This is a genomic window from Veillonellales bacterium (assembly GCA_039680175.1).
In the GTDB taxonomy this organism is placed as follows: domain Bacteria; phylum Bacillota; class Negativicutes; order JAAYSF01; family JAAYSF01; genus JBDKTO01.
This window is the reverse complement of sequence record JBDKTO010000116.1, coordinates 35,511-55,682: the sequence shown is the minus strand read 5'-3', so window position 1 is coordinate 55,682 and position 20,172 is coordinate 35,511. Positions and strand designations below refer to the sequence as shown.

General features: G+C 43.7%; 19 protein-coding genes. 2 read left to right on the top strand and 17 right to left on the bottom strand.

From position 1 onward, the window contains the following. Positions 1 to 248 precede the first annotated feature (248 nt). The 4 genes from ABFC84_18410 to ABFC84_18395 all read right to left on the bottom strand — a co-directional run bounded on the left by ABFC84_18410 (position 249) and on the right by ABFC84_18395 (position 2,448). Positions 249 to 932 (bottom strand): cytochrome c biogenesis protein CcdA, encoded by a 684-nt coding sequence (locus tag ABFC84_18410; GenBank protein ID MEN6414714.1) that lies wholly within the window; start codon positions 930 to 932, stop codon positions 249 to 251. A gap of 10 nt (positions 933 to 942) precedes the next feature. Further along, positions 943 to 1,482: a TlpA disulfide reductase family protein gene (locus ABFC84_18405; protein MEN6414713.1), complete on the bottom strand. Its 540-nt coding sequence runs from the start codon at positions 1,480 to 1,482 to the stop codon at positions 943 to 945. A gap of 386 nt (positions 1,483 to 1,868) precedes the next feature. After that, positions 1,869 to 2,219, bottom strand: a complete 351-nt coding sequence (locus tag ABFC84_18400; GenBank protein MEN6414712.1) for a hypothetical protein — start codon at positions 2,217 to 2,219, stop codon at positions 1,869 to 1,871. A 79-nt stretch (positions 2,220 to 2,298) separates the two neighbouring features. Continuing rightward, positions 2,299 to 2,448, bottom strand: coding sequence for a hypothetical protein (locus tag ABFC84_18395; GenBank protein MEN6414711.1), 150 nt, complete (start codon positions 2,446 to 2,448; stop codon positions 2,299 to 2,301). A gap of 463 nt (positions 2,449 to 2,911) precedes the next feature. On the opposite strand from ABFC84_18395, the gene ABFC84_18390 reads away from it, so the two are divergent. Both ABFC84_18390 and ABFC84_18385 read left to right on the top strand, forming a co-directional pair. Continuing rightward, positions 2,912 to 3,148, top strand: a complete 237-nt coding sequence (locus tag ABFC84_18390; GenBank protein MEN6414710.1) for a DUF2164 family protein — start codon at positions 2,912 to 2,914, stop codon at positions 3,146 to 3,148. A 948-nt stretch (positions 3,149 to 4,096) separates the two neighbouring features. Beyond that, the gene (locus tag ABFC84_18385; protein MEN6414709.1) at positions 4,097 to 4,354 is read left to right on the top strand and encodes a DUF378 domain-containing protein; all 258 of its coding nucleotides are present in this window, start codon (positions 4,097 to 4,099) and stop codon (positions 4,352 to 4,354) included. 575 nt (positions 4,355 to 4,929) lie between these two features. Here the strand turns inward: ABFC84_18385 and ABFC84_18380 are convergent. The 13 genes from ABFC84_18380 to ABFC84_18320 all read right to left on the bottom strand — a co-directional run bounded on the left by ABFC84_18380 (position 4,930) and on the right by ABFC84_18320 (position 19,735). After that, on the bottom strand, positions 4,930 to 5,865 hold the full coding sequence (locus ABFC84_18380) for an MFS transporter (GenBank protein ID MEN6414708.1): 936 nt from the start codon (positions 5,863 to 5,865) through the stop codon (positions 4,930 to 4,932). A 175-nt stretch (positions 5,866 to 6,040) separates the two neighbouring features. Continuing rightward, positions 6,041 to 7,191, bottom strand: a protein-coding gene (locus tag ABFC84_18375) for an IS3 family transposase (protein ID MEN6414707.1) whose coding sequence is annotated in 2 segments (ribosomal slippage) — positions 6,041 to 6,933 and positions 6,933 to 7,191 — 1,152 coding nt in all. Because the reading frame shifts where the segments join, the coding sequence is not laid out codon by codon here. 53 nt (positions 7,192 to 7,244) lie between these two features. Next, the gene (locus ABFC84_18370; GenBank protein ID MEN6414706.1) at positions 7,245 to 7,721 is read right to left on the bottom strand and encodes an ankyrin repeat domain-containing protein; all 477 of its coding nucleotides are present in this window, start codon (positions 7,719 to 7,721) and stop codon (positions 7,245 to 7,247) included. 10 nt (positions 7,722 to 7,731) lie between these two features. Beyond that, entirely contained in the window at positions 7,732 to 7,959 is a 228-nt protein-coding gene (locus ABFC84_18365; GenBank protein ID MEN6414705.1) for an AAA family ATPase, read from the bottom strand. Between the two features lie 119 nt (positions 7,960 to 8,078). Next, positions 8,079 to 8,237 (bottom strand): hypothetical protein, encoded by a 159-nt coding sequence (locus tag ABFC84_18360; GenBank protein ID MEN6414704.1) that lies wholly within the window; start codon positions 8,235 to 8,237, stop codon positions 8,079 to 8,081. A gap of 402 nt (positions 8,238 to 8,639) precedes the next feature. Beyond that, the gene (locus ABFC84_18355; protein ID MEN6414703.1) at positions 8,640 to 8,786 is read right to left on the bottom strand and encodes a hypothetical protein; all 147 of its coding nucleotides are present in this window, start codon (positions 8,784 to 8,786) and stop codon (positions 8,640 to 8,642) included. 222 nt (positions 8,787 to 9,008) lie between these two features. Then, positions 9,009 to 10,085: a HigA family addiction module antitoxin gene (locus ABFC84_18350; protein ID MEN6414702.1), complete on the bottom strand. Its 1,077-nt coding sequence runs from the start codon at positions 10,083 to 10,085 to the stop codon at positions 9,009 to 9,011. Continuing rightward, on the bottom strand, positions 10,078 to 10,410 hold the full coding sequence (locus ABFC84_18345) for a hypothetical protein (GenBank protein ID MEN6414701.1): 333 nt from the start codon (positions 10,408 to 10,410) through the stop codon (positions 10,078 to 10,080). The genes ABFC84_18350 and ABFC84_18345 overlap by 8 nt, the downstream gene beginning before the upstream one ends. A 127-nt stretch (positions 10,411 to 10,537) precedes the next feature. Next, positions 10,538 to 10,858: a hypothetical protein gene (locus ABFC84_18340; protein ID MEN6414700.1), complete on the bottom strand. Its 321-nt coding sequence runs from the start codon at positions 10,856 to 10,858 to the stop codon at positions 10,538 to 10,540. 84 nt (positions 10,859 to 10,942) lie between these two features. Further along, a complete protein-coding gene (locus tag ABFC84_18335) occupies positions 10,943 to 13,165 on the bottom strand; it encodes a DUF87 domain-containing protein (protein MEN6414699.1) in 2,223 nt (740 codons plus the stop codon). 261 nt (positions 13,166 to 13,426) lie between these two features. After that, the gene (locus ABFC84_18330) at positions 13,427 to 16,378 is read right to left on the bottom strand and encodes a DEAD/DEAH box helicase family protein (GenBank protein MEN6414698.1); all 2,952 of its coding nucleotides are present in this window, start codon (positions 16,376 to 16,378) and stop codon (positions 13,427 to 13,429) included. Next, complete coding sequence (locus tag ABFC84_18325) at positions 16,368 to 17,702, bottom strand: restriction endonuclease subunit S (GenBank protein MEN6414697.1); 1,335 nt, start codon at positions 17,700 to 17,702, stop codon at positions 16,368 to 16,370. The genes ABFC84_18330 and ABFC84_18325 overlap by 11 nt, the downstream gene beginning before the upstream one ends. Then, complete coding sequence (locus tag ABFC84_18320) at positions 17,699 to 19,735, bottom strand: class I SAM-dependent DNA methyltransferase (protein MEN6414696.1); 2,037 nt, start codon at positions 19,733 to 19,735, stop codon at positions 17,699 to 17,701. The genes ABFC84_18325 and ABFC84_18320 overlap by 4 nt, the downstream gene beginning before the upstream one ends. Between the last annotated feature and the right edge of the window lie 437 nt (positions 19,736 to 20,172).

Below are 20,172 nucleotides of genomic sequence, written 5' to 3'. Positions count from 1 at the left end.
TTGGGTCTGGCATTTTTTCTAAAATAGCAATGAGATTTTCCATCTTCTTCACCTCATTGCTATAATTTTCTCTTGCTACAGTTTTTCCTGCTTTTTATCTACTGAATTTTCATGAACATGCCCTGTTGCTCAAACATACACCAATCCCCTTCCTAACGCGGCTTCGGCATCAGCTTAACCAGATACCATTTCAAGTAATGATATGATCTATTTCTTACGGCTGTAAATACCAAAGTCCTGTCCTATTCTCACAAAATACCCAGCCCCTTTTGCAGCCAATCCAGCCACATAAACAGCCCTATGACTATCAGCAAATATCCCGCAACCTGTTGGAGCCTGGGCAGCCATTGATAAATATCCCGCATACGGCTCAAGTACTGTCGGAATAGAACCGCTAACAAAAAAAACGGCAGGGAAAATCCCATGGAGTAAACCAGCAGCAGCAAAGCCCCTCCGGCTACAGTAGTATTTCCGCCGGCATAAAGCAAAATGGATGCCAGAATAGGACCGATACAGGGCGTCCAGCCGACAGTAAATGAAATGCCCAGCAAGAATGCTCCAAAGGGACCCTGGAAAGTTCTGGCGAGAAAAGGCCGGTATTCTCGTTCCAGTGGAATCAGCCGAACCAATCCAGACAAATGAACTCCCATTATGATGATAAGAAAAGCCCCGATTTTTTTAATTTCCGGCTGGTGATCAAAAAACCACTGGCCTAACAGCGAAGCGGTAGCTCCCATGATAATAAGCACAAACGTAAACCCTATGAAAAAACAGCCAGAATTTATGTATAACGTAGAGCAGCGTTCTTCTCCTGTCGCCGCTCCGGCCAACATGGCGGAAAAGACAGGTAGTAGCGGCAAAACGCAAGGTGATAAAAACGCTAGTAATCCACCAACAAATGCCGCTAATAGAGTAATATCTCCCAATTCCACTATAGTCCACCTACAATCCCTTTATAATACCTTCCAATTCGCTTAAAGTAACACCGCCTGTCTTACGGTAACGAATAATTCCTTTTGAATCAACCACAATGGTAGTAGGGATAGCCGACACCCGAAAGGTTTGAGCCACTGTTCCGTTCTTATCCAGTAATACGGGAAAAACATAGTGATTCTGTTGCAAAAAAGCATTCACTTTTTCTTTTGGCTCCTGTAAATTAGCCCCATAGAACTGAACCTGACTGCCATATTTACCGGCAAACTCTACCATTTCAGGCATTTCCTCACGGCAAGGCGGACACCAACTGGCCCAAAAATTCAGCACATAGGGTTCCCCGAGACCCCCGACCTGAACCGTCTTGCCATCAAGACTATCAAGAGTAAATGCAGGAGCCGTCTTGCCTATTGTCACTCCCGTTTCGGTCTGTGCTTGCTCTTTACCCCTAGGACTGTTCTGCCGCTCCGCCGCAGTGAAAGTATACCAAATACCGGCAATTGCCGCCAAAATAGCCAGTACAATAATCCAAAAATATCCTTTTTTCAACTACTCTCCCCCTTAGTTCGATTTCTTTCCCGCGTTTCAATAAAGTCACGATAATACAAAATATGAACATTGTAAATACCATTTATCGCACTTGCGCAGCTGCCGACATATATTTTGTAAAAACTACAAGCGGTATTTTCATTTATGCCTAGTGGTTATTTTTATGCAACTGGTCGAATAGAAGCGCACTAACTATGATAGAACTTAGTATCGACAGTATGAATACAAGAAAAATAGGCTAACTGATGTTTTGTTGGCGCAGTGCAGGGAACTTTCGGGAATGGCGGGGAATACACGAACCATTTGATTACCCATGATTCAACAGCGGATTTCCCAATACCATGCCCGCTGCGGACGAAAGTCAGCTGACTCATCTGGCTGTTTTTCTATTTCTTATTCCAGGGTTTAAAAGTCCTAATTTTTTCTAATAATCCTTCAGGATTCCCGTCAAAAGTAAGTGCCCTATCATCGATATAAACAACGGCCGGCGGCTTCGCAATGGCAATGTCATCAACCATAATATTGTATTTCTTTAGATAGGCCTTTATCGCCTCAATACCACCTTCTTGCGAGCACCTAGATGATACAACAACCACTCGGTAATGACATCGAATTTTGTCGATTGCCTCCTTGATTCCCGGTACCGGCGGATCCGGAATGACTGCAGCCCCTCTCCACCGACTTGTGTAGCTATGTATAACGCCATCAAAATCGAAAACTATAGTTAGCTTTGCCATAATCGCTCTCCCTTAGATTTTTGTTATTTACGTGAAGCCATAATTACACGGTATCATTTAATTTGTTGCAAAAATCGCTTCAATATCCCCTCTCATCTTTCAATTCGTCTATCAGCTTGGACACTTCCTGAAAGTCCCTGCTGCCAAAATCGTATTTCTCCGGATCATATCCCAACTGCTGTAGTAGCTCCGTTGCATACTCAATCTGTTTGGCTGTTGGCCGACTCATGATAACACCGCCCATTTATCTATAATCTATTTCACATAACAACTTATTACTGAATATATTATAATTGGGTAGCCGATTGGCATACCTATCCTCTTTAACGACCCAGCCGTTGCCCACCCGGCTGGGTTTATATCATTATCAGGCTCGCCAACGGTTGCAGAATTGTTATGGATTTCATCGTGCCTAATTGTAAAAATACCCGGTCATATTAATTATTTTTATCGCTTATACTATTATTGAGAGCCGCACCTTATTGTCTGGGATTTCCGTTTAGACACGACTTCTTGGATTATTGGATGCGGCTCTCATATAAACAAACTCCCCATCTTTCCGCCGAAAGGTGGTTTTTTTATTGTCACTGTTCAGTTTGTGAGAGCAATGCAATTACCACGCTATAAATATCAAAAACAAATCAAATTGTTTCATGGTAAAATAATCAAAATATTCATTTTAGGAGTAAAAGTTGGATAAAATTAAATTAGATATTCGAGAACAAAATATATTAATTAAAGAAATACAAACATTCGTTCTAACAGAGTTCAATGCAGATTTGAGTGAAGCACAGACATTCAAGTTGCTTGATTTCATATTGAGTAAAGTTGAAGACGGTGTCTACAATCAAATTGCCTCTGAAACCTGTTATAACCTACAACAACAATTAAAGCGTCTCCTTGGAATTAAAATCCCACCACTTAACTAATCTACATACTCAGACTAAACTTTCTCCTCCTGTATAAATCACGAATTCCGGGTAATACTAACGATGTGTTAACCTTTTCCTTTGCTTCTGAACAAGGTCAGCGTAGCTGCTGGCCTTGTTCTTTTGTTTAAGGTGTTTGAAATATCGTTGCCGGCCTAAGTTCCGATTCCCGGCGCTGTTGGAGTTCTTCAAGCGCATTATTAATTGTACTGAAAAATCATAGTCAAGATGGTTATCTCTATATATTTTTTCTTATATTGTTGCAATGTCCACTTTCCATCACCGTCCCCTTTTAAAGTCAATCTGTTCCACATTTAAACAGCTATATTTTTTTCTCTTACAGAAAGAATAATCATTGGAGGTGATTCTTATGGAAAAACAAACCTATAGGGAGCAACGTATTAAAACGGATCTTGAATTTTCTCGTAGGCTTAATAGTGAAAACAAGAAAAATCAAGATAAGAAGTAAAATTGCTCTAATTGCGTTAAGTAATTCCTTTTTCATCTCCAGGCGGTCTATTGACCGCCCTTTTTCTACTTTCTCCCGTTCGTTCGGCGCTGCAGCAATATAGCAGCTCTCTTTTTCCATTCTCCAACGCGGCCAATTCCGATAAGGCACTAACTTAGATCGCAGCGGTCTAAAAAGTTCCTATATCATAGCACCTGGAAAATTTGTACAACACACTCTTAACCTATCTTTGTTATTATAATCGCCGCTCACTTTTCGCACCCCCGCCACTTTTCAAGGTCCATCCCGCAATTTTTGATTCGTTTAAAAATCTACCAACCGGTCATACTAATTTAACTCCCATTTTACTTAGGCCGGCTTATGCTGGTCTTTTTTTGTTTGGGCTGGTTTTAAATCAAACACTAACGCAGGAATAAATAGAACGACCGAATTACATACTAAAGAAAAAAGGCATACTAGAGAAAAAAGGAGTTGATATTATGAATAAAACTGCATTATTTTTAATTATTGTTGGCGCACTCAATTGGCTATTAGTTGGTTTATTCCAATTTGATTTGGTTGCCGCTATTTTCGGCGGACAACAGTCATCGTTTAGCCGCATTGTATATTCATTAGTCGGAATAGCTGGTCTTTGGTGTATCAAGATGTTGTTTAGTACCCCGCGGTCTTCTAATCTAATATCACAACCTGCTATGAAACTCATGGAAAATAACGATGATGATAAGAAAGACAAATAGTATTTTTCTGTCAGCGCATATTTGAGGTTTCCCATCTGCATAATAATCTCTCACATGGTTATGCTATTACCGCTTCCGTAACCTAACGGGAGTCCTCTACCCATAGGCCACTTCGGTGTCTACCCTACTAGACCGAGTGGCTGTTTCTTTATATAGCGCATATAATAAATTAATCAATCACCTAGTTATTGGTCGCTCCGGTGGCCTGTTTTTTATGTCGAGTTCTTAGCCTTTTACAACTTCCTTAAAATGCGATAGTTCGTATTGCTCCGACGTAACTTCCTCGCTAATCAGCATTGTATAGTATCTGTAACCCCTTTCTGGCCTTCCCTCAATCAAATTACCGGGTGTTCACTCTCGGTCCTCCCTTCCCCCCATATTCTCTATCTCTCTTACCAGTCAAAGCATATAAGCATGCCCGATTATATGCTGCAGAGCCGGGCTATAACCCACGACGCTTGTCGAAACATTTAAAATGGCTAGGGAGAACTTCCCTTGATAAAACCAGTTATAACTGGTTTTAAAACTGACTTTTCCAATGGCAGCCGTTTACGCAATTTTCTCGGGAGACCATGTTAAACATAGCTTTTCTTCTGAGTTACTAAATACAAGATGATCGCTAAAAGCATTAATATAGCTGAAACACAGTATATATAAATAAATCCGAATGCCTGTGCCACTCCCCCCCAAACTACAGCACCAAGTATACCTCCCATATCCATTGCCCCTAGAAATGTGGCATTAGCCGCTCCGCGTCTTTCAACCGGCGCAAGTGAAATAACTAATGCATTCAGGGCGGGCTGGACTGCACCGTAACCAAGGCCATAAGTTATAGCAGCAATAAGAAACACCGGCAGCGATGCCGCGACTGATAATATCTGTAAGGCAATTGCTATTACAACCATACCAGCCACTATCACCTTACCTGCTCCGTACCGGTCAGCAATCCGGCCTGTCGTTAATCTCGTAAATATCATGGCCAACGCCATCACTATAAAAAATGCCCCAATATCTGCTACCCCCTTGTCCCGCGCATACGGAGGCAAGAAAATCATTATGGTAGAATAGGTCATCACAATAATAAAAAAGATAAAAGACGGCCATAAGGCAGTTTTCTCAATAACTGCCTTTTTTTTATTTTTCCCTGCCGTATTTCCCGATAATTCCGCAGTACCCTGATTTTGAGCATTTGATTTGCCTGGATGATAATAACTTTTCGTAAAACCAGTAATTAATGCCAGTAGAATAAACGATGCCGAACAAATGAAAAGCATTGTGTGGTTATAATGCTCCAGTATATATAACCCCAAACCAGGACCAAGAACCATCGCAACTGATATCGAAACTCCAAAATAACCCATGCCCTCATTTCTACGAGTAGCTGGAATAAGATCGGAAGCTATGGTGCCGGTTGAAGTGGTTGTGGTACTCCAACCCATTCCATGTATCGCTCTCAGCAAAAATAGCATGCTAACTGAATATGCTGCTGGGTTATAAGAAAGACTAACTATTTAAAGTCAAGCCCAAAACGAAAAAATCTGCAACAGGCTTGAGTTTAAGCAGATGGGTTAATCAGTATCAAAAAAAGGGCACGACAAAAGTGCGGCGTACCCCGCGAAGTAGACAGTCAAAACGCAAAGATTGCTCCCTATTTCACACGATTGCTTAATATTTCATTTGAAGTGCTCAAGCCACTAAGGCAGCGGAATAATATTCTTCCGGAGTGAGATAGTTATTTGACTCATGCAATCGTTGCCGATTGTAGAAGATTTCAATATACTCAAACACTGCGGCTCGGGCCTCGTCACGTGTCTTAAAATGCTGTTCATTTAACCACTCGTATTTCATCTTCTGCCAGAAAGCTTCCATAGGAGCGTTGTCCCAGCAATTCCCTTTTCGAGACATGCTACAAATAAATCCATATTGCTTCAACAGTTTTTGGTATTCATTGGAGCAGTATTGGCTCCCCCGATCCGAGTGGAGCAACACGCCGCTAGGCCGGCCACTGCGCAGATAGGCACTATTCAGGGCATTTATAACAAGTCGTTTTGTCATTCTTTCGCTCATTGATAGTCCTACAATTTTTTGGCCGCAGAGATCCATGACGCCAGCAACATACAGCCAACCTTCATCTGTCCATAAGTAGGTAATATCGCTCACCATTTTTTGATTAGGCTTCGTTGCCTTAAAATCACGATTTAGCAGGTTTTCTGCCACTGGCAGGTTGTGCTTGGAATTCGTCGTGGCTTTGAACTTTTTGGCAACTTTAGAGCGAATCCCTTCTTCTTTCATAATCCGCTCAACCCGTTTATGGTTAACTATTTTGCCGGTACGGTGTAATTCTTGGGTCATCTTGCGGCAGCCATAGGTGCGATTTTTCTTGTAATGAATTCTTTTGATCTGTTTCGCTAATTTTTCATTTTCTAGTTTCCTTGCACTTTTCGGGCGTTTTTCCCATGCATAATAGGCACTTCTCGATACCCAGAGCACCTGGCACAGCTTCGCTACCCGATATTTGTGGCGGTTGGCGCTGATAAACTTAAACCTTACAGCTTTTGGTTTTTGGCGAAGTACGCCGCCGCTTTTTTTAATATCTCATTTTCCTCCCGCAGATTTCGATTTTCTCGCTCAAGCTTGCGGATCTTCTCATCCTCATCACTTAACTTTCCACTGCCCGGAAAAGGATTCGCTGATTTTTCTCGATATCGTTTGACCCATCCGTGCATCGTATTCTCGTTGACGCCTAAATCAGCTGCAACTTTAGCTACTGACTCACCATTTCTTTCAAGTCGGCGGATTGCCTCCATTTTAAACTCTGAATCGTACTGCTTTGCCATAGTTTTTTATTCCCCTCTCTGATTTCCAGTATACTACGGGTTTTAACTGTCCATCAAAGTGGGTACGGCGCAATTTTTTGTTGTCTAAAACCATTAGATCCCCAACCGTTTTCAAATCGAGCTGTAATCATCAAAGGTGTATTACCTTCACTATTTGCTTGACTTACATCAGCCCCTCTTGATAATAAATACTGAACCATAGCAATATTAGGCGGATTCGAGACTGCCGTCATTAGTGGTGAAACCCCGCTATGATTAACTGAGTTTATATCCGCTCCAGCATCAACTAAAAGCTGAACCAACTTATCACTAGTTTTCTTATAACTTGCTTTCCGGGTAGCCTTTATAATCGGTACTTCCTTCTGAATCGATAATATATCAAGACTTTTATTGGGGTCAGCTCCATTTTTTAATAAGAAATCTACGATGGAAATATTCTCTTTATCAATCGCAACAAGTAAAGGGGTTTCGGTTCGGCCTTCAAAATTTACATCCGCACCATTAGAAAGAGCCGTTTTAATCAATTCCATATTGTTATCCCTAATTCCCTTTAATAGTAAATCGTCCATCGATCCGGCAAATGCAATGGAAGCAATACACACGATCCAGCTTTACGATTGACCCATTAAAAAAAACTTCTAACGCCTCTAAAACAGTCGACTTTCCGATATCATTTTTCCCGGTAAATGCCGTCAAGTCGTCAATATCAATTTTTGTTTCTTTTTCGTACGAACGGAAGTTCTTTAAAATAATTTCCCTTAGTCTCACCTGCACCCGCCCCCTTAAATTTAATTCCATATTTTTACTCACTTCGCCATGGTATGCTATATTCCTTGTAATAATTACCATAATAGTGAGCCAGAAACAAATTCAAAAAGTACCATAGGTCATAAAGCAGGTCGTCCATACATGCCTTGCACCCTGATACCGGCATAACATGACCGGCAGCCAAAGACCATGCTGCCGGTCATCATATGCCTATCATATTTACAATTGTCGCAAAGCAGGTAGCGTGCCAGAGCCGACGGCCAAAACCTTGCCGTCATCCCTCGCACGCCGAAAAGAAGATGACCACAACTTCAAGACAACCGTCAAAAAAAGCCCGCACTATCCATCAATGCACCTGATCTCACCATCTATGCGCCACTTTTTATTAACCACTTTGCCATTATGAATGATAAGTGGCGCATAGAAAAGGTCCGTATCTTCAATGGGTACGACCTGTTCTATACGCCACTTATGCGCCACTTTATCTTTTTTCGATCAATTTTGTCCTATAAAAATTCTAGTGAGGAGCAATGATTTCATTCCATCATTCTCGCCCCACAAAAATTTATTTTCATTTTTAGCAGGTTTTCCTTTGTTTCTGTCATATAAGTATGTATATAACCAAATAAACTTGTTAATCATAAAGTAGACTCCACTACCAGAAGCCTACTCATGAACCACTATGTAGTCAGGATACTATTTTTTTTAGAGGCTTTTCCTTTGTTGGCGTTGCGACCGCCGACATGAATAGGAAAAGCTTTTTTGCCGTAGTCCTTGGCGTAATAGGTAACGCCGTTTTTCGTGAATGAGGACCGGAAAATAGTCACTATCCGTTATCCCCTTTCTGCGGCTCCATTTCCCTACCGTGAACTTGCCGGACTCACAGTCTTGCGACCGGGTAGTATTCGTCGGGTTTATCCAATGGCCCCAGCCGCAAGAGCTGCGGCAGGGATTTCAGCCGGAGGATGAATCCCCCGGGGTGAAACTATATCATACAGTAGGCACTGCCAGCCAGGCAGTGCCTACTGTAATTTTTAAAAGGTATTCCGTTACGCTGCGTACTTTTTCCTCAGGCTGCTGAGTTGACGCCATTGATAGACATTATCATTGCACAAACGGCCGGCAACAATTCCCTGATCAATCCCCAGCTGTTCGGCAAACGCCGTTATTTGATAGATCGTTGGGCTTATACTCATAAGCTTTTTGTATTCCGCCGGCGGTATGAGCCGGTCGGCAGCAAAGCGATTGGCCTCCTGCTCCTGGGTATCCTTCGGGTCCTGTTTCAAAAAATTAATAAACGTCTCTTTTTTACTATGCCCCATGACAAGATGCCCGATTTCGTGGAACAAGGTAAACCAAAAAATATCCGCATAGGCGCCGCGCAAACTCAGGGCAAGCATGGCCTTTTTGGGACTCAGCCATTTACTTACGCCGTTTGCATAGGTCTTCGGCAAGTGAGTTTCAATGACCAAGGCAATGCCGCAGTCGGCGAAGGCCTGCGATAGAAGGGGCAAAAACTCAGCTGGTTCCAGTTTAGTCATTTTGCGCAATTCCGGCAGCCAGGCCAGAATTTTATCCCGGCTAAATTCAGCGGTACTGATTTCATGGGCGGAAAGTTCACATTTACGAATCCAGGCCGCCAGTGCATAGGGTGAGGCTGTTTGTGTGGCGGTATCGCCCTTGCGAAAAGCAGCGCAAATGAGATTGCGCACATACTTTAGGGAAGATACCCCAAAAAACCGCTGCAGGTGATAAACCCTTTCTTTAGCTACTCTTGTCCTGGGCACATAACCGGCTTTAGCCAAGTCTGCATAATTATATTTTGAAGCTACTTCGATTTCTTCGGCCATACTTTCCTGCAGAGCCAGACGGGCTACTGTCGCTTGATAGTCCGCCTCTAAGTTGTTCCAAAACGAGGCTTCCACGCCCAATACCTGCTCCAGCCGGAGGGCCATCGTCGGACTAATGGCCGCTTTGCCTTGAATGATTTCATTGATGTGTTTCGATGTAACGCCGGTTCTCAGGGCCAGTTCATTTTGCGGCATACCGCGGTCTTCCAAAACTTCGGCCAGCGTTTCCCCAGGAGGGACCGCCAGGCAAGCTTGGTACTCTTTGTTGTTAGCCATGGTAATCCGTCACCTCCATGATCCTGATTGTCTTGACTTGCGATAAATCATTGACTTGCTCGGCCGCCTTGTTATCATACGCCGGTATGACAATAAGACGGTACGGCTGCTCCACATCAAAAGCAAACTGTCCCTGCCGATCCCCGGTCAAAGGGTGGCAGCGTCCCACACGCTGGGTCAGCATAGCGCCTAAAGATGACGCGGCTTTGATTTGGTTCATCCGTAAAACGATTTTACGCGCATTAGAGGCACCGAAGCTGCGGATGAGGAGCTTGTCGTTATTTAAGAGCTTTTCAAGTTTTTTATCGCTATATTTAATATACAACAACCTCACCCTTTTGTCAATTTTGATTAACCATTTTGGTTTATCAAAATTTATTTTAGTGTCTGTAATGCGGATAAGACAGGGACTTAGATTTTGGAAGCATGGTAGTGTTTTGGCGATAGTATTCTTATAATTTGTGAATTACCTCATCCCCAGCGAACTTGGGACGGTAGCGGAGGAACGAAGCTGTCCGGCCTAGGTTCGTTCTGAGAAATAGGCACCAAATCAGGCAACGATTGCGGGCTACAGCATAGCTTAGAGAAACGGAGCGGAGCTGCAGCCCGCATTGGTTGCCGTGGAGAGAAGCCGCCCCGGTATGGCAGCAGGTGGGCCAGGCGTTGCTATGTACCTCATCAGGAGGGGACTGTGCTTCATGAAATCGTTCGTCGATTTGTTGAACCGCTAAAAATTTTAGTCCCCCACTAGCGTCCCAAATGGATTTTGACACTAAGAAGAGCCTGCGTTTTAATCATAACGAATTGATGCAGTTAACCAAACACATTTCAATCATCGCTATAATGTAGATAAATAATTATTCCAGCAAATCATGCCGATCCCCGCAATTACAGGATTCACAAGACTCAGGCTCTCCTCTAAAACATCTTCTAAAATCTTGCTGATCATTAAGCCTAATCAATACGGGATTCTCACACGATGACGCTTTCCCGAAAAAAACGGCTTGGCGCTCTTGCAATGTATGGATGATGTTTGCATACTCACTGCCGATGAAATTAGACAAGAAATTCTTGCCGGTATCATCAAAGGTACGTAATGCAAAAATAGAATTGCATTGATTCAAAATGGTCTTTGTTACATTAGCAGTTCTCTGAGTTATCAACAAACAACCCAGCCCATATTTTCTTCCTTGCAGAATGACTCGTGATGTTCCGCTGGTGGCAACCTTATCCCCCTCGGATGCAACTGAGTTAAATTCAGGAACCAACGAGTGAGCCTCTTCTAAGACGAGACAAACCCTTGCCTGATCTGTCATTCCCTTTTCTTGAACCACTTCCAGGAGCTTTTCTGCTATTATGCGAGTTACTTCAACCGGCGTAACAGTCCATACTGCAGCCCCTCGCTGCCATTGTCCCCCCGTTTGATAACTTTTTGGTTCATGTACCTGCTTTGAAGCGAATAGTTGGGATGGATTATAAATCTTCAAGAAGTGGTCTGGCGTCTCGATAAATGCGTGTAAGTCTTCAAGAATTGCCTGTGAAAAACCAGATAAGCTACCGCCATCTTCTGGGTTTTCTGCCCAACTATCTTTATCTTTGTCGCCTGCTTCTTGAATCTTACAAATGTTTTCTGGTTCATTCTCTGCATCGTAAAAATCCGATAATTCTATCGCATATTGATTAGTCATATCAAGGCAAACTACTTTAATCTTTTCTGCTATCATGCGTTCAATTAGCTCTATTGATAGCATGGATTTTCCAATGCCGAGTATGCCCAAGATGGCTGTATTGTGAGTTACGAGTTGATCAATACTTTTAATCCCGACGAAATAGCTCGTACCCGGAAAACATCCGATGCTACTCTTATCGGGTTTAACCTGTTCTTTTTCTTTCAAATAGACGGGAGAATTTAATCTGGGTATCCATTTCACTGGAACAAACTTTCTTCCGACTTCATCCCATCGGCCAATCTTTTGAGCTTTCGCTCGCGCATAACCATATGTGTTTTTTTGAAAGACAACATCTTCTTTGGTAATGCCATTAATGACTTGGTATATGACGGGTTCTTCTTTTATTAATACTTCTACCAATCTTCCTTCCTCTAGCTCTCTTTCTTGAATAACCTCAAAATACAAATATTCAATATTAGTATCAGATGCAACAATTCCAACTATGTTATACGGCTGAACATTCAAATTCTCAATTATTTCTTGAAGGCCAGTAGCTGAAACAGCTGTATTGATAGGAACGAGAGCCAAAGTATTGTCATACTGGTTGACTACTTCTGCAGACACATCAATCATTAATGACCTAACTAGCAAAGCCTCATCTCGGCCAATGTAACCTAAGACAACTCCTATCCTGACTAAGCTGCAATCGTCCTTAAATATGAAAGGCGCACCGAAGGGGATTTTTGTAATTGTTTTTTGCCTGATTAATACTATCTCAGGCAATTGATATGCAACGACATCGCCAACGGACTCGAAAGATATCGTATGCGTCCATAATTTCTTTATGCTCTTACTAAGCTTGGCCACGTATTCTTCTGGCTGAATAATAACCGTGACTACCCATGCCAAAGTTATGACGAACATTTCTTTGGCAGACGATCTGTGAAAGACTATTAGCGCAAAAATCATCACAACGCTGAACACTACGCTTTGGTTCCCTAATACATTAGCCAATATTCTAAAGGTATTGGACCACTTTTGACCTGATACACTGATACTATCTTTGGTCAAAATTGCAGTGAAAGAAATTAACAAAACCAGCAAACAAAAAAGCATCGCCACGCTGAAAGCCATCCGCTCGAAAATCGCCCAGTTATCCCAGTCATGCACCGAGTACAATGCAATCCCAGCAACAACTGCATATGAAAGCGCGTCCACAGGTTTTGAATAAAATGGTGTAACAAGTAGACTTCCAAGCAAAATACTAGCCAACCCCGAATAAAACCAGAGACCCTTACTCCCATTCAGAGGAAGTATTTCTCCAAAAGCTAAGAAATTTGCACCTAGTAGCAATCCTACATAAAATACCAATACAAATAACCGGGTTTTTTGCCTCGTTTCCATTTGCATGGCACACCCCTTATCATTGGCATCCCCTGCTCGCCAACGTAGTTAAAATTACTTTGCGAGATCAGCGGCGGAAAAATCTGCGCCTGATTTCTTACCATAAAATTTCTAACACCACTTACCATCGTAGCAACTTGATCTTTTGTATACCCATCATATTTTTTGTGTGCTGCTTTATACTGTAAATCGCGAGCCAGGCAGGAACACTATCTTGATCAAGTTTATTATATATGCTGCTCCTGACTCTAGCTCAGTCTCCTGCCCCTACTTTCCCGCCTCCGCACTCATCGACTTATACCACTTAAACATTTCCGAAAAGAAAAACTTTCCAAATGCTTTGTCCGTCTCCAGCTTGGCCATAAATCCTAAATGTTCTTCCGCGTTTTCCAACAATGCTTCTTGAATGCACTCCTCCAGCTTCATCCGCTTCAAGTCCTCGATATTATCGGCGGCGAAGCTGGCTTTCAGACTATCATTGATAATCAGTTTATCTTTCATGGCATTGACCACCCGGTCGCCCTCGTCAAACTCGATCTGGAACTTCTCATTTAATTCTGTGACAATGATCTGTAGAAGCTCTTTCTCATCTTCCTTGCGCCCTTTGTGACCGTCATTGCTTGTATTCTCTAACGTCGCGTCCTCCGGGCTCAGCAGGATACTGCCGTTCTCCTCTTCCTGCACCCGGTATTTATCCATATCTACCATTTCAGCGACTACCCTTGGCAAAGTTTCGGCTTCATAGGGTAATTGTTTCAACAATAGTTTGGCGAACAGGTACAGTTTCTCCAATTCCACATCAATGAACGTAACGATTTGACTAACAAAGGCATACTGTCGGACATAACTACTCAACTCTTTTCGAAAAGTACCCTTATCCTCCCGAGAAAGCCTCACATACCGTTCATCCACAATCTTTTGAAACAAAGGTTGCAGTTTTTCCGACTTGAGTTTCTTGCCGACAAACAGCTCAATAAATTGGGCGACATCCTCAGGAGTGTAAACCCCCATCTTTTCCAACTCGTACTTCATATTATAAAGCTTGGTGGGATTAGTACCCTTGTCGAGATCGGTTGCCTGATAATAATCCTGAAAATCCCTCTGAACTTCTTCCTGCGTATTCACAAAATCTAAAATCATGGTATCCTGCTTGCTTGGCGGCCCGGTACGGTTTAAGCGACTCAGTGTCTGCACCGTGCTCACGCCACCCAGCTTTTTGTCTACGTACATAGTATGTAACAGTGGCTGGTCAAAACCAGTCTGAAACTTGTTGGCGACAATCAGCGCCCTGTAATCGGCACCCTTGAATGTTTCGGAAATATCCTTCGCCTTAGGCCCGTTCATGCTTTCTTCGGTATACTTGGTGCCGCCGATTTCTACCGTCCCTGAGAAGGCCACCAAACAACCGATTGGGTAGCCCTCTTCTTTAATTATCTGGTCGAAAGCCAGTTTATATAACACAGCATGAGCCCGGGACCGGGTGACCACCATCGCCTTGGCTGTACCATTAATTTTATGAATGGTCTTTTCCATGAAATGATTCAACATGATATGCGCCTTTTTCCGAATGGCGTGTTCATGGCTGTCCACATACCCGACCAGCAACCGTTTGGCCTTCAGCTTCTCAAATTCTTTTTGATCGTCGGCCTTTTCATTCTCAATCAGCTCAAAATAAGTTTTATAGGTCACATAGTTTTTCAGCACATCCAGGATAAAGCCCTCGGCAATCGCTTGCCTCATGGTGTAGTAATGAAAAGCTCTATATCCAGTCTTACTCCCGGCGTCCGGTATGCCGAAAAGCTCCATCGTCTTTGGCTTGGGCGTAGCGGTAAAGGCAAAAAAGGATAGATGCGGCAACTTCTGGCGCGCGACGATGATCCGCGTCAGCTCTTCCTCCACCGGATCACTGTCTTCTCGATTTTCCTCATCCTGTTCAATCACAGCAGTCAACTGTGCTTCTGTAGTTAACGCCAGTTTCAGATCCTTCACATTCTCGCCGGTTTGTGAACTGTGGGCCTCGTCCACAATGATGGCAAATTTCTTGCCCGGCAGGCTGTCTAGTTCCTCGATAAAGCCAAACTTCTGCAGAGTAGAAATAATAATCTTATCGCCGCGCACTAGCGCCTTAATCAGCTGCTTGGTATTTTTGTCAATCTTGGTGACAACCCCTTTAATCTGCTGAAACTGCTCGATTGTGTCCTGCAGCTGCTTATCCAGGATCCGACGGTCGGTAATGACAATGACCGAATCAAACACCGGCTCATTCTGGTCGTTGAACAGATTGGCCAGTTGGTGTGCCAGCCAGGCGATGGAATTGGACTTGCCCGACCCGGCGCTGTGCTGGATAAGATAGTTTTTGCCTGGACCGTGCGCCCTGGCGTCGGCAAGCAGTGCCCTAACAGCATCCAACTGGTGATACCGCGGAAAAATCAGGCGCTCCTTGCCGGTCTTTTCGTCTTTGACCCAGTGGAGATAACTCTGCAAGATGTTAAGCAGCGAGTCGGCCTGCAAGATTTCCTCCCACAGATACGACGAAGCAAATTTGCCCTCAATCACCGGATTCTTGATATCCCGGTTGAACGGCAAAAACTTGGTATTACCGTTGGCCAGACCTGTCGTCATAAAGACGGCATCGTCATCCACGGCAAAATGCACCAGACATGCCTTGAGAAAAGGCTCCCTGGGATCTCGAGTCTTAATATATTGGGTAATAGCATGCCTGACATTCTGGCCCGTGAAGTGATTTTTAAGCTCCATGGTCAAGAGCGGTATCCCATTGAGCAAAATCACCATATCCAACGACTTATCTGGGGTCTTTTTCGAGTAGTGGAATTGGCGGACAACCGCAAACCGGTTTTTCTCGTATTTTTCCAGGTGATCGGCATTATCCCCCGAAGCAGGCTTAAAGTAGACCAGCTTGAACGTAGCGCCGTGAGTACCAAACCCTTTCCGCAGGACCTCCAGCGTTCCTCGTGCGTTGATCATCTCTGCCGTCAACTGGGCAAACACCAACTCCGTATTCTGGGGAAACTCCCGAGCGTATTTCTTCCACTCTTTCGGCTGAGTCTCCCTGACAAAATCGATCAATGCCCCAACATCTAACAGCTCGTCCAAGCTGAAATCAGCCGACGAACGCACGCTGTAGAGCGGACTATCTGTCAAAAAGTCCGCAATCGTGCTTTCCAGTACCTGTTCACTGAGCTGGTCTTTATGACTCATGGCTTGTCGCTCCTTTCCAGCCGCGCACGTCGATTTTTCCGGTCACGGCTGCGGTGATGAGTGATGTCCGGTATTCTTGCATGAGGGTGATTTGGGAGATGATACGGGAGATGATAGAGTCAATTTGGGTGTTTTGTTGGTCAAGACACTTGACGATGGCGGTTTGCTCCGTCAGCGAAGGCGTTTGTACCCGTAATTGCCTAATAATATCCTGACTGATATTAGGCTGTCCCCCACCAAAACTCAAGTTAATGATATGCGTTTTATTAGCTAGGAACCAATAATAAATAAATTTTTGCAAAAAATATTTACTCTTGAATAATGCGCAACAAGCTTGGTTAGTAGCTGCTTCAATATTCAGCAACGAAACTTTTCCAATAGTAGCGCCATACATGGCAATTAGTAGCGTTCCCTTCGGGTATATTTTTAAAGCTGAATGCAATTTGAAAGCCTTCTCGGTTATTTTTTTCTCACAATCATCCAAAGTGCCATCATTTAGATCTCCAGTGTTAACCCAATTAATATTTCCAGAGTCATAATAACTTAAATCATCTGATTTCGGCGTCGTACCGCTCCCAATAACATCAAATGAGCGGGATATTTTTCTAACTTCCCACTCCTCTGGTATATCCCCAATCCACTCTACGCCTGACGGTTTCATCTTTGCATACGGATCTAGTCCTTTAGTGACAGCCTTATTAATAACAGCCGTTCGCAGTTCCTTCAATAGGTCAATTTGTTTTCGCTTACCGGTGATAAATTTATCGATAAGGGCGGCTTGATGGTCAAGGAAATCAGCGATAGTAGCCTGTTCAGTCAGCGAAGGTGTTTGCACCCGTAATTGCCTAATAATATCCTGACTGATATTAGGCTGTCCCCCACCATAACTCAAGTTAATGATATGCGTTTTATTAGCTAGGAACCAATAATAAATAAATTTTTGCAAAAAATACTTACTCTTGAATAATGCGCAGCAAGCTTGGTTAGTAGCTGCTTCAATATTCAGCAACGAAACTTTTCCAATAGTAGCGCCATACATGGCAATTAGTAGCGTTCCTTTCGGGTATATTTTTAAAGCTGAATGTAATTTGAAAGCCTTCTCGGTTATTTTTTTCTCACAATCATCCAAAGTGCCATCATTTAGATCTCCAGTGTTAACCCAATAAATATTTCCAGAGTCATAATAACTTAAATCATCTGATTTCGGCGTCGTACCGCTCCCAATAACATCAAATGAGCGGGATATTTTTCTAACTTCCCACTCCTCTGGTATATCCCCGATCCACTCCACCCCTGACGTTTTATAGCGCGGATAGCGTTTCATTGCCCCGCCTCCTGGCCGGTCAGGTTGACAATCAGGCTCAGCAGTCCATCCGTCTCCGTTTCCACTGCTAAAAGGTCGGCAGTGATAACGTCGATAGAACGCAGGGGCTGATATTGGTAAAAATAACGGGTAAAATTGATTTCATAGCCGATTTTATCTTTATCCCTGTCCATCCAGGCATCAGGAACGTGTGGCTTAACCTCCCGCGCGAAATATTCTTCAATGTTTTCTTTCAACGGGATATATTCAGCATCCCTTAGCTCCGGGTCTGGCTCGAGCTGATAGTCGGTATAAACCATCGCCGCCGTCTCGTCTTTCTCGCCGAAGGTGTCGCGCAGTTCCTTGAGCATCGCTTTCGACAGTTTAAAATCAACCCGTTTCTCCAGCCGGGCGAAAAAATCCCCATCATCTTTGATTGTACCCTGTTCCCCTATCGCCAGCAGCGCCGCCTGCAATTGCTTTTGTTTCGCCTGCCCGGCCTCAATCGCCGCCCGTTTCTTCTTCTGGTCTTTATTATTCGACAAGGCCAGTTTTATAAAATTCTTCTGTTCAGATAAGATATCCAGCTTGGCGGGAGTTACGGTGTAAGACAGCCGGAGCGGTCGCTCTACCGTTACCTTTGTATAACCAAAATCAATACCCTCAAAAATGCGACAGCTCTCGCCCGGTTGATTGGCCAGGTAAAGCTTGGTTATAGCCTCGATTTGCTCGCCGCCCATTTCAACCATTTTTTTGCCCAAACTGGATTTTAGTTTTTGATAATACTCAGGCGTACTGGCGTTGATCATCTGGACTTTTTTCGCCCGATCCGGTGGCTTGCGGTTATCCAGCAGCCAAATATAAGTAGCAATATTGGTGTTATAAAACAAATCCCCCGGCATGGCGATAATAGCATCTAGCCAATCATTTTCAATAATCCATTTCCGGATATTACTAGGGCCGCTGCCAGCGTCGCCATTAAACAGTGGTGAGCCATTAAATACGATGGCGATTTTCGAGCCCGTCTCATCCATCTTAGAAATCATATGCTGCAAAAACAGCAGCGATCCGTCATCAATACCCGGCAGCCCAGCGCCAAATCGTCCCGCGTAGCCGAGTTCAGCCTGAGCTTCGATGTAGCTGCTGATGTTCTTCCAGTCCTCGCCGAAGGGGGGATTTGACAGCATATAGTTAAATGTCTTCCCTTTCAGCTGATCTTCCGACAAAGTATTGCCTTGTTTGATATTGTCCGCCTGTTCCCCTTTCATCAGCGTATCCGCCTTGCACATGGCATAGGTCTTTTCTTGTATTTCCTGTCCATATAAATAGACTTCCAAGTCACTTTTCACATGTTTCAGCAAGTATTCTTTGCCTTCCGTCAACATACCGCCCGTGCCACAAGCGGGATCATACAGCGATACCAGCCGACCGGCTTGCTTTAGGTGCTCAATATCCGGCGCAAACATCACACTGACCATCAGTCGAATTACGTCCCTAGGGGTGTAGTGCTGCCCGGCGGCGGCGTTGCGCGCCTCCTTGAATTTGCGAATGAGATATTCAAAAATAGTACCGACAGCATGGTTGTCCACCGCCTCCGGACTGAGATCAGCCTCGGTGAATGCCTGCGTAACCACCAACAGTAGATTTTTTCGCAACAAGGTCTCATAGAGAGGAGACAGCCCCTTTTCCTCACCCCCTGAAAAATTGTAGAGGATATCCTTGATATTGTCGCTGAATCCATCCAGATATTTGCCGAAGTTCTCACCGATATCAGCAGGCGCTTTCGTCAACTTGGTAAGGGTGAATTCCGACGTATTATAAAAATTCTGCCCAGCGGCTCTACAGAGCAGCCTTTTCAACGTTTCTGGCGGGGCGGTCTTAAACTTTTCATATTCCGCCGTTACCTGCTCATGCCTAGTCTCGAGCACGCAATCCAAGCGTCGCAACAACGTGAACGGCAATATAACATCCTCATAAGCGGTTTCCTCGTAGTAATCGCGGATCAAATCGGCAATCTTCCATAAAAATTCGGCTGTTTGATTGTAATTTTGCATATAATAGCTCCTTCGACAATAAATGTAATATTCGTTGGCGGTAGTCTTTTAAAACCGCTACCCGCCAAATCACGATCCTCTTAGTATCTATTGTGTACTAGTTCTTCCTTGTACTTCACTTTTCATTATTTCGCGCCATACTCGCCAGTACCTCCCACATCTGGAAATTGTTTAATGAATTAGAAATAAAAGAAGAGCCCAAAGGCTCTGTGTATTGACAACCATTTCGACAAAAGGAACTGGCTTTCTGAAAAAACAAAAATAATAACCGCATACCGAAGAATAGCGACATAGATTTTTATCTAGAAATTTTTACGTTCCGACACACTACCTGCCGTATTTCTCTCCCCCCGGCGCACAAAACCAGCCCCCACCTCACAGCCGTCCACTACTGTTTTTTTGTGACAAGGTGTAAATAGGGTGTAGTTTGCAAAAAA